At 72.1% G+C, this 9205-nt stretch carries 8 protein-coding genes and 1 pseudogene; 6 read left to right on the top strand and 3 right to left on the bottom strand.

The window, feature by feature from the left end:
• Positions 1 to 354 (bottom strand): annotated as a pseudogene (locus tag AB0J52_RS16515) (oxidoreductase); the annotation flags it as partial.
• 390 nt (positions 355 to 744) lie between these two features.
• Between AB0J52_RS16515 and acs the strand changes: the two are divergent.
• The 5 genes from acs (at position 745) to AB0J52_RS16490 (ending at position 6324) form a co-directional block, all read left to right on the top strand.
• Positions 745 to 2712: an acetate--CoA ligase gene (gene acs / locus AB0J52_RS16510; RefSeq protein WP_500182434.1), complete on the top strand. Its 1968-nt coding sequence runs from the start codon at positions 745 to 747 to the stop codon at positions 2710 to 2712.
• A 339-nt stretch (positions 2713 to 3051) separates the two neighbouring features.
• Positions 3052 to 4275 carry a Na+/H+ antiporter NhaA gene (gene nhaA / locus AB0J52_RS16505; RefSeq protein WP_500182433.1) on the top strand — a complete coding sequence of 408 codons (1224 nt, stop codon included), beginning with the start codon at positions 3052 to 3054 and terminating at the stop codon, positions 4273 to 4275.
• Positions 4276 to 4450: 175 nt separating this feature from the next.
• Positions 4451 to 4918: a phage holin family protein gene (locus AB0J52_RS16500; protein WP_500182432.1), complete on the top strand. Its 468-nt coding sequence runs from the start codon at positions 4451 to 4453 to the stop codon at positions 4916 to 4918.
• Between the two features lie 11 nt (positions 4919 to 4929).
• The gene (locus tag AB0J52_RS16495; protein WP_500182431.1) at positions 4930 to 5853 is read left to right on the top strand and encodes an alpha/beta fold hydrolase; all 924 of its coding nucleotides are present in this window, start codon (positions 4930 to 4932) and stop codon (positions 5851 to 5853) included.
• A 3-nt stretch (positions 5854 to 5856) separates the two neighbouring features.
• Positions 5857 to 6324: a DUF309 domain-containing protein gene (locus AB0J52_RS16490; RefSeq protein WP_500182430.1), complete on the top strand. Its 468-nt coding sequence runs from the start codon at positions 5857 to 5859 to the stop codon at positions 6322 to 6324.
• Positions 6325 to 6520: 196 nt separating this feature from the next.
• On the opposite strand, the gene AB0J52_RS16485 is transcribed toward AB0J52_RS16490, so the two are convergent.
• Both AB0J52_RS16485 and AB0J52_RS16480 read right to left on the bottom strand, forming a co-directional pair.
• Positions 6521 to 7717 (bottom strand): MarP family serine protease, encoded by a 1197-nt coding sequence (locus AB0J52_RS16485; protein WP_500182429.1) that lies wholly within the window; start codon positions 7715 to 7717, stop codon positions 6521 to 6523.
• Positions 7718 to 7871: 154 nt separating this feature from the next.
• Positions 7872 to 8468 carry an NUDIX hydrolase gene (locus AB0J52_RS16480; RefSeq protein WP_500182435.1) on the bottom strand — a complete coding sequence of 199 codons (597 nt, stop codon included), beginning with the start codon at positions 8466 to 8468 and terminating at the stop codon, positions 7872 to 7874.
• 377 nt (positions 8469 to 8845) lie between these two features.
• Between AB0J52_RS16480 and AB0J52_RS16475 the strand changes: the two genes are divergently transcribed.
• Positions 8846 to 9205: maleylpyruvate isomerase N-terminal domain-containing protein (locus AB0J52_RS16475; RefSeq protein WP_500182428.1), on the top strand; the 360-nt coding region annotated here is incomplete at its 3' end.

Raw genomic sequence — 9205 nt, 5'->3', positions numbered from 1 at the left:
GTCCACCAGGTCGGCGGCGGCCAGGACGTGCAGGCGCGCGAGCACCTGCCGGGGCGCCTTCCGCCAGGTCTCGGCGAGCGAGCCCAGCTCGGCGCTGACGCGCAGCGAGCCCTGGACGATCGGCGCGGCGTGGCCCTCGACCGCGGAGCGCAGTTCGTCCATGGTGACGGGCGTGCCCTCCAGGACCGCGGACGCGCGGGCCCCGCGCAGCGCCGACTCCGTGGAGACCTCCGCGCTGCGCCGCCTCAGGATGCGGTGGCCCAGCAGGCGGTCCACCGCCTTGCGGGCGTCGGCCACGGCCTCCTCCACTCCGGGCAGGTCCGCGACGTAGGCAAAGGCATCGACTTCGGTCACGCGCCCGACCTTATGCGGTCACCGCCGCACCCCTGCGCGCCGCCCTCCGCCCACGCGCCGGCCGCCGTCCGGAGCCCGCGCCCTATCGGGCCCTATCGACCGAAACCGGAAAGTTTGTTTCAAGTAATCCCGATCACGGCCATCACACGTTTCCGCAGGTCAGGAAAGCTGCGCCCGCCCTGCCCGCAGACGGAGGATCATGCGCGGATTCCCCAACCCCGAACCTGGGAAGGCCACGTGTGGCTGGCATCACATAGCATCCAACCCGAAGCCGGGGAGCCCCTTTCGCCCCTTGCGCCCACAAAACCGGCAAGCCCTTGTCCGACCCGGACGTTCGCTGATGGAGTGGGCCGTGGAAGGCGCCCCCTCTTTGAACAGCGAGGAGTACGCGTGAGCGAGAGCCAAGAGACACTGTCGAACCTCCTGCAGGAGACGAGGCGCTTCCCCCCGCCGGCCGAGCTCGCGGAGTCCGCCAACGTCACCGCCGACGCCTACGAGCGGGCCGCGGCCGACCGCCTCGGCTTCTGGGCGGAGCAGGCGGACCGGCTGGCCTGGTCCAAGCGCTGGGACGAGGTGCTCGACTGGAGCAACCCGCCGTTCGCCAAGTGGTTCGTCGGCGGCGAGCTGAACATCGCCTACAACTGCGTCGACCGCCACGTGGAGAACGGCCATGGCGACCGCGTCGCCTACCACTGGGAGGGCGAGCCGGGCGACACCCGCACGCTCACCTACGCCGACCTCCGGAGCGAGGTGGCGAAGGCGTCGAACGCCCTCCTTGAACTGGGTGTCCGCAAGGGCGACCGTGTGGCCATCTACATGCCGATGATCCCCGAGCTACCGATCGCGATGCTCGCGTGCGCGCGCATCGGCGCGACCCACTCGGTGGTCTTCGGCGGCTTCAGCGCCGACGCGCTGCGCACCCGCATCGAGGACGCCGAGGCCAAGCTGGTCATCACGGCGGACGGCGGGTACCGGCGCGGCAAGCCGTCCGCCCTCAAGCCGACCGTGGACGAGGCCGTGCAGAGCACCCCGTCCATCGAGAAGGTGCTGGTGGTGCGGCGGACGGGCGAGCCGGTGGCCGAGCACGAGCGCGACGTGTGGTGGCACGACGTCGTGGAGCGGCAGAGCGACGAGCACAAGGCCGAGCCGCACGATTCCGAGCACCCGCTGTACATCCTCTACACGTCCGGCACGACGGGTAAGCCGAAGGGCATCCTGCACACGACCGGCGGCTACCTGACGCAGGTCGCCTACACGCACCACGCGGTCTTCGACCTGAAGCCGGAAACGGACGTGTACTGGTGCTCGGCCGACATCGGCTGGGTGACCGGGCACTCCTACATCGTGTACGGGCCGCTCGCCAACGGCGCGACGTCGGTGATGTACGAGGGCACGCCCGACACCCCGCACCGGGGCCGCTGGTGGGAGCTCATCCAGAAGTACAAGGTCTCGATCTTCTACACCGCGCCCACCGCGATCCGGACGTTCATGAAGTGGGGCGACGACATCCCCGCGCAGTACGACCTGTCGTCGCTGCGGGTGATCGGGTCGGTCGGCGAGCCCATCAACCCCGAGGCGTACGTCTGGTACCGCGAGCACATCGGCGCGGACCGGTGCCCGGTCGTGGACACCTGGTGGCAGACCGAGACCGGCGCGATCATGATCAGCCCGCTGCCGGGCGTGACGGCGGGCAAGCCGGGCGCGGCGATGCGGCCGCTGCCGGGCATCGCCGCGGACGTGGTGGACGACCAGGCGCGGCCCGTGCCGAACGGCGGCGGCGGGTTCCTGACGCTGCAGGAGCCCTGGCCGGCCATGCTGCGGACGATCTGGGGCGACGACGACCGGTACGTCAAGACGTACTGGTCGCGGTTCGACGGCCTGTACTTCGCCGGCGACGGCGCGAAGAAGGACGAGGACGGCGACATCTGGCTGCTCGGCCGGGTGGACGACGTGATGCTGGTGTCCGGCCACAACATCTCCACCACCGAGGTCGAGTCGGCGCTGGTGTCGCACCCGAAGGTCGCCGAGGCCGCGGTCGTGGGCGCGACCGACCCGGTGACCGGGCAGGCGATCGTCGCGTTCGTGATCCCGCGCGGCTCCGCGGGCGAGGACGTCGAGGGCGAGGAGTTCCTCAAGGAGCTGCGCGACCACGTCGCGCGCACGCTCGGCCCGATCGCCAAGCCGCGGCAGATCATGATCGTGCCGGAGCTGCCGAAGACCCGGTCCGGGAAGATCATGCGCCGGCTGCTGCGGGACGTGGCGGAGAACCGCAGCATCGGCGACGTCACCACGCTGGCCGACAGCACCGTGATGAACCTCATCTCCGAGAAGCTGCCCAGCGCCAAGTCCGAGGACTGAGCCCCGCGGCGCGACCACGGCCGGCGGACGCGCGCACGAGGAAGACGTGACCCCCCGAAACGAACGCCCCGCGCGCACGAGCCGAGCCCCCCATCGCACGCGCCGTAGAGGCGCCGCGCCACGCGGAACGGGCGCCCGACGAACCCCGTCGGGCGCCCGTTTCGCATGGTCAGAGGAGGGCACAAGGGACATGGGCGGCGATCATCCCGGGTAGGCTCGGAGCAGGTGTGCCGGGAAGTCTGGTCGGCGAGGGGACGAGTCGTCTCCGTGTGCGCTTCCGTGTGCGCGTGGATCCGTCTCGTCCTCAGGACGACGGTTCGCCTGCCACTCGGGGGATGCATGACGCGCGCACGCAACAGCCGGCCCGCACGGCCCACGATCCGGTACGCCCGGCACGTCGCGGGGGCCCTGCGCACCGAGACGGTGGGCGGCGTGGTCATGCTCCTGGCGACCGTCATCGCCCTGGTCTGGGCGAACACCCCATGGTCGGCCGTGTACACGAACCTGCAGAGACACGAGCTCAACTGGTTCGGCCTGCACCACATGGACGTGGCGCACTGGGCGTCCAGCGGCCTGCTCGCGGTGTTCTTCTTCATCGCCGGGCTCGAACTGCGCGAGGAGCTGACGCACGGCGAACTGCGCGATCCGCGCGCCGCCGCCCTTCCGGTGATCGCCGCCGCCGCGGGCGTGGCGGTGCCCGCGCTGATCTTCGTCGCGATCACGGCCGGCACCGGGGACGGGATGCGCGGCTGGGCCGTCCCGACCGCGACCGACATCGCGTTCGCGCTCGCCGTCCTCGCCGTGACGTTCTCCAACTGTCCGGCTCCGCTGCGCGCGTTCCTGCTGACCCTCGCCGTCGTGGACGACCTGATCGCCATCACGATCATCGCGCTGTTCTACGGCTCGGACTTCGTCCCCGGCGCGCTGCTGCTCTCCGTCGGGTGCGTCGCGGTGTACGGCGTGCTCCAGGCCAGAGGCGTCCGGACCCCGTGGCTGTTCGTGCCGCTCGCCCTTCTGGCCTGGTACTTCACCCAGCGCAGCGGGATCCACGCGACGGTCGCCGGGGTCGCGCTCGGGATGCTGACGTCGGGGAAGGAGACGCCGGACGAGCGGCCGACCAACGCCGAGCGGGCCGACCATGTGCTGCGTCCGATTTCGGCTGGGCTGTGCGTGCCGCTGTTCGCGTTTCTGAGCGCCGGGGTCGCGCTCAGTGGCAGCGCGCTGAGCGGGGTGTTCCAGGACCGGGTCGCAATCGGCGTGATCGCCGGCCTGATCGTGGGCAAGTTCACCGGCGTCCTCGGCGGCGCGTGGGCGGCCGTCCGGCTCGGTCTGGCCAGGCTCGGCCCGGACCTGCGCTGGCGCGAACTGGCCGGGGTGGCCGTGCTGGCCGGAGTGGGATTCACGGTTTCGCTGCTGATCGGCGGTTTGGCCTATCCCGACCCGGCACAATTCGAGAGAGTGACGACAGCGGTCCTGATAGCGAGCGTCATCGCCTCGGTGGCCGCGTCCGCGATCTTCCGGCATCGGGTGCGGCAGCGCGCCCGCTCGGTGGAGGTGACCTGATGGCCGCCGGCGGGCCGCCCCGGCCGGACGCCCACCTCGGGCGGACGGGACGGGCGGCCTCCGGGGCCGCCGGGTGCGGACGGCCCGTTCGAGCGGGCCGAGTGGGCGGAGCGGCGGAGGAGCTGCCAGGCTGGGTGCGGCCCTGGTGACCGGGGTCCTGGAAGGAGAGAGCGCTATGTCGGAGGCACGGTTGCCGGGCGACCGCATGGAGGACAAGTCCCTCGGCGAGCTCGTCGCGATGGCGTCCAGCAACGTTTCCAGCCTGATCCGGGCCGAGATGGACCTGGCGAAGCTGGAGCTGAAGGACGACGCCAAGAAGGCCGCGCTGGGCAGCGTCATGTTCACGATCGCCGGGGTGTGCGCCGGGATCATCGTGATCCTGCTGTCGATCGCGGCCGCCTACGGGCTGGTCGCGCTGGGCATCTGGCACTGGGCGGCGTTCCTCATCGTCGCCGGCTTCTACCTGGTGCTCGCCGGCGCGCTGGTCGGCATCGGGTACCTGCGCATCCGCAAGATCGACGGGGCGAAGCGGACCCGCGCGCAGCTGCGCGCCGACTTCGAGATGATCCGGCACCGCGGCGACGGGGACGACACCGGCCGGGCCGTCGATCCCGGCGCGGACACCCGGGCCCTGGCGGACTGAGCGGACACGACATGGCCGCGCCGGACGCCTCGCTGGTAGAGATCGAGGGCCCCTGGACGCACCGCTCGGTGAGCGCGGGCGGCACCCGCTTCCACGTCGCGGAGGCGGGTGAGGGGCCGCTCGTCCTGCTGCTGCACGGGTTCCCGGAGTTCTGGTGGTCCTGGCGGCACCAGCTCGAGTCGCTCCCCGCCGCCGGTTTCCGCGCGGCGGCCGTCGACCTGCGCGGCTACGGCGCGAGCGACAAGCCGCCGCGGGGCTACGACCTGGTCACGCTCGCGGCGGACGCGGCGGGCCTCGTGCGCGCGCTCGGGGAGGCCAACGCGATCGTCGTGGGGCATGACTGGGGCGGGCTGCTCGCCTGGACGATGGCGGCCTACCACCCCAAGGTCGTGCAGAGGCTCGTGACGGTCGGCGCTCCGCATCCGCTGCGGCTGCGCCAGGCGCTTCGCGGCGATCCGCGCCGGCAGCTCTGGGCCACGCGGCACACGATCGGTTTCCAGGTTCCGCTATGGCCCGAGCGTCGTCTCGTCCAGAACGACGCCGCACTCGTGGGGCGGCTCCTGCACGACTGGTCCGGCCCGGGTTGGCCGGACGAACGGACCGAACGGCTCGTGCGCGACGCGATACGCATCCCCGGCGTCGCGCACTGCGCTCTGGAGTACCACCGTTGGCTCGTCCGCTCGCAGCCGCGTCCGGACGGTATCCGCTACGCACGACGTATGCGCGCGCCCATCCACGTCCCGACGCTCCAGTTGCACGGTGCGCTCGACCGCTGCACGCTTCCCGCGAGCGCCCAGGGCTCGGGACGGTACGTCACCGCTCCCTATCGCTGGAAGCTCATCGAGGGCGCGGGGCACTTCCCGCACGAGGAACGTCCGCACGCCTTCGACGCCGAGCTCATCGGCTGGCTCAACGACCCCGAACCCGAACGCTGACCCATGCCTGAGCGAACCCCCCAGGAGCGGGACCGGGACGAGCGGGGACGGGCCCGTAACGCTCGTCCTCGCGACGCGTACGGACGTCCTCTCCCGCACGGCGCGTCCGGTATCCCGACGACACCGGACGATCTGGACCTGCCGCCGGACGAGGCGCTGGCCGAGGCGCAGCGTCTGCTTGACACCGACCGCCCGTTCCACGCGCACGAGGTGCTCGAAGCGGTCTGGAAGGCGTCGCCGGAGAACGAACGCGAGCTGTGGCGCGGTCTGGCGCAGGTCGCCGTCGGCATCACGCACCTGCGAAGAGGCAACCCGCGCGGCGCCCAGGCGCTCCTGACACGCGCGGCCGACCGCCTGGACGCATACACGGACGACACGCACGGCATGGACCTGCCCAGGCTGACGTCCGATGTCCGGGCCCTCGCGGAGGAACTTCCCCTAGAAACCACCGTCCGCCTGCGCCTGCGCTGACCGGCGCGGCGCACCAGCTAAGTCCTGTTTCAGAGTGGCCTCAGCCACGCGCGCGAACGCGCTACCTGCACGGTGAAGCGAAGCCGAAGGCGAGCGCAACCGGGCAGATCGCGAAGCGATGCCGCGTTCGCCCAGGCACGGTCACGTAGCGAGCCCCTGGGCGAGCGCAGTGGGCCGGGGCTTTATTAAAACGCCGCTAGTCGGCGCAGCCCTCGGTGGAGACGGAGATGGTGGCGCCCTGGGCGGCGCGCGCGTCCGGCGCGACCTCGTTGGCGGTGAGGGCGTAGCCGGTCTGCGGGGAGTCGAGGGCGGCGGCGAAGATGACGCCGAAGACGCGGCCGTCGCTGGACAGCAGCGGACCGCCGGAGTTGCCCTGCTCCACGTCACCGCGGATGGCGTAGATCTCGCGGGTGACCTGCGGCGAGTGGTAGATGTCCGGGGCCTTGGAGATCTGCCGGGCGCGGATGCGGGCGGCGAGCGCGGTGAACGGGCGGCTCTTCGGGTACCCGGCGATGATGGCGTCGTCGCGGACCCGCGCGGGGCCGGCGAACTTCAGCGGCGTCGCGGTCAGGCCCGGCACGTACAGGACGGCCACGTCGCGCTGCGGGTCGTACAGGACCACCTTGGCGTTGCGGTGGGTGCCGTCCAGCGAGTCGATCCGGGACGCGCCGCGCGCGCCCGCGACGACGTGCGCGTTCGTCATCACCCGTTCGGGCGCGAACACGAAGCCGGTGCCCTCGATGCGGCGCTGGCAGTCCGGCGCGGTGCTGGTGATCTTCACGATGGACTGCTTGGCGGCGCGCAACGCGCCGGTGTTGAGGATCGCGTCGTCGGGCGGCGGGACCTTGGCCACCGACTCGCCGCCGAGGCCGTTGAACACCTGCGGGAACTCGCTGCTGGCCACGAACCCGCGGAAGGAGGAGAACCAGGTCTGCGCCTCCTGCGGCATCACGTCGTTGACGCCGCGGATGATGGACGACCCCTTGACCTGCGTGCGCACCGACTTGAACTCCGAGTTGGCGACCAGCGACCCGAAGAACCACGCGACGATGAGCAGCGACATGACCGAGACGAAGCCGCCGCCCACCGCGTCCGCCGTGCGCGCGTTGTTGTCGGTCACCCGGTTGCGCAGCACCGCGCCCAGCGAGGACGCGAGGAGCTGCCCGAGCGTGGCCGCGAGGAAGGCGATGACGATCGCGAGCAGCGCCTGCTGCGCGGCCCCGTTCACCGTGGCCTCGGCGATCGGCGGGGCGATGAGGACGCCCACGACGCCGCCGCCGACGAAGCCGACGAAGCTCAGCAGGCTCACGATGAAGCCCTGCCGGTAGCCGGACACCGCGAACAGCAGTATCAGCACGAGCAGGATCAGGTCCAGAAGGTGGTCGCCCAGCACCGCTTCACCGTATAGCGACAACGGGGCTGCGCACGTCCCCTCGCTGTACCAGTTTCACCGGACCTGTGTAGTCATGCAGGGCTATACGCGCGTCCCCGCGAGCCGGTGCGGAACCCCGTGAGGCCCCTGCGGCGGGCGCGTGCCGGGCTTCGCGTCAGCCGCGCGCCGAGAGGGAGAGGACGTCGGGCGGGAGGTCCTCCACGTGACCGGTGTCCCATGGACGGTCCCATCCGCCCGCGGCGAGGACGGCCGTGAGCAGCCCCGCCGTGAACCCCCACACCAGCATGCCGCGGACGCGGAACGCGGGGCCGAGCCGCAGCCCGGACGGGTGCCGGACGGTCAGCCGGTTCGCGGGGTCGGTCAGTTCGGCGATCGGGACGCGCGCGACGGTCGCGACCTCGCCGGGGTGCCCGGGCGCGACCTCGGACGGCGTCCGCCACCACCCGGCCACCGGCGTGACCCGGTGGTCACTGTGCGACAGGTACAGCTCGGGGAGCGTCGCCAGCACGTCCACACCGGACGGCACGACACCGGCCTCCTCCTGCGCCTCGCGCAGCGCGGCGCCGACCGGGCCGTCGTCCTCCGGGTCGATGCGGCCGCCCGGGAACGCGGGCTGCCCGGCGTGCTTGGTCAGCGTCGCGGCCCGCTCGGTGAGCAGCACGTCCGGGCCGTCCGGTCCCTCGCCGAAGAGGATGAGCACCGCGGCGCGGCGGCTGCCCGCCGCGGGCCGCATGCCCTCGGGGACCGGCATCAGCGGCGCCTCGCGGACGAAGCGCTCCAGCCAGGCGGGGTACGAGGTGGGTGCGGCGTCGATCACATCTCTCCCAACCCGGCGGGACGCCCGTTGCTTCCCGCCGCCGAGATCCCGCGTCCGGAACCCGGGCCGGACGCCTTCCGAAACTTGTTACGGCTCCTGGGGGGCCGGAACACGGATACCCCGGAACCCGCCCCGCGTCACCCGGGCGGCCCGACCCGTCCCGACCACCGGACCGCACGCCCGGGCCACGCGGCGCGTCGCAGCGAAACCGTTGCCCGCAACCCTCTGCCAAAGCATCGTGTTTCGCGATAGAAACCCCGATGACCGGCCTTGATCGTTTCAGGTCGGCAGCCGACGCGCAGGAGCATGACATGACCAACTGGCCGATTCTGGCGCAGTCCCACGACGCGCTGCGGACCGCCGTGGCCGCGGTCGCCGACTGGGACGCCCCGACGCCCTGCGCGCAGTGGACCGCCGCGCAGGTGCTCCAGCACGCGGCGGGCGACCAGATCGGGTTCGCGGCGTTCCTCACCGGCGGCCCCGGGCCGTCCTTCGACCCGTTCGCGCCGTCCGGGACGTTCGAGGGGACGCCGGAGGACCTGCTCGAACCGGCCCTCAAGCTCGCCGCCGAGGCCTGGGCGGGCGTCGCCACCAGCTCCGAGCAGGTGCGCGTGCCGGTCCCGCCGAACGACATGCCCGCCGGGCTGGGCGTCGGAGCGTGCGCCCTCGAC

Origin of the sequence: Spirillospora sp. NPDC049652 (assembly GCF_040675125.1) — a bacterium.
In the GTDB taxonomy this organism is placed as follows: Bacteria; Actinomycetota; Actinomycetes; order Streptosporangiales; family Streptosporangiaceae; genus Spirillospora.
Note: the sequence above shows the minus strand (reverse complement) of the source record. Positions and strands in the feature narration are given on the sequence as shown.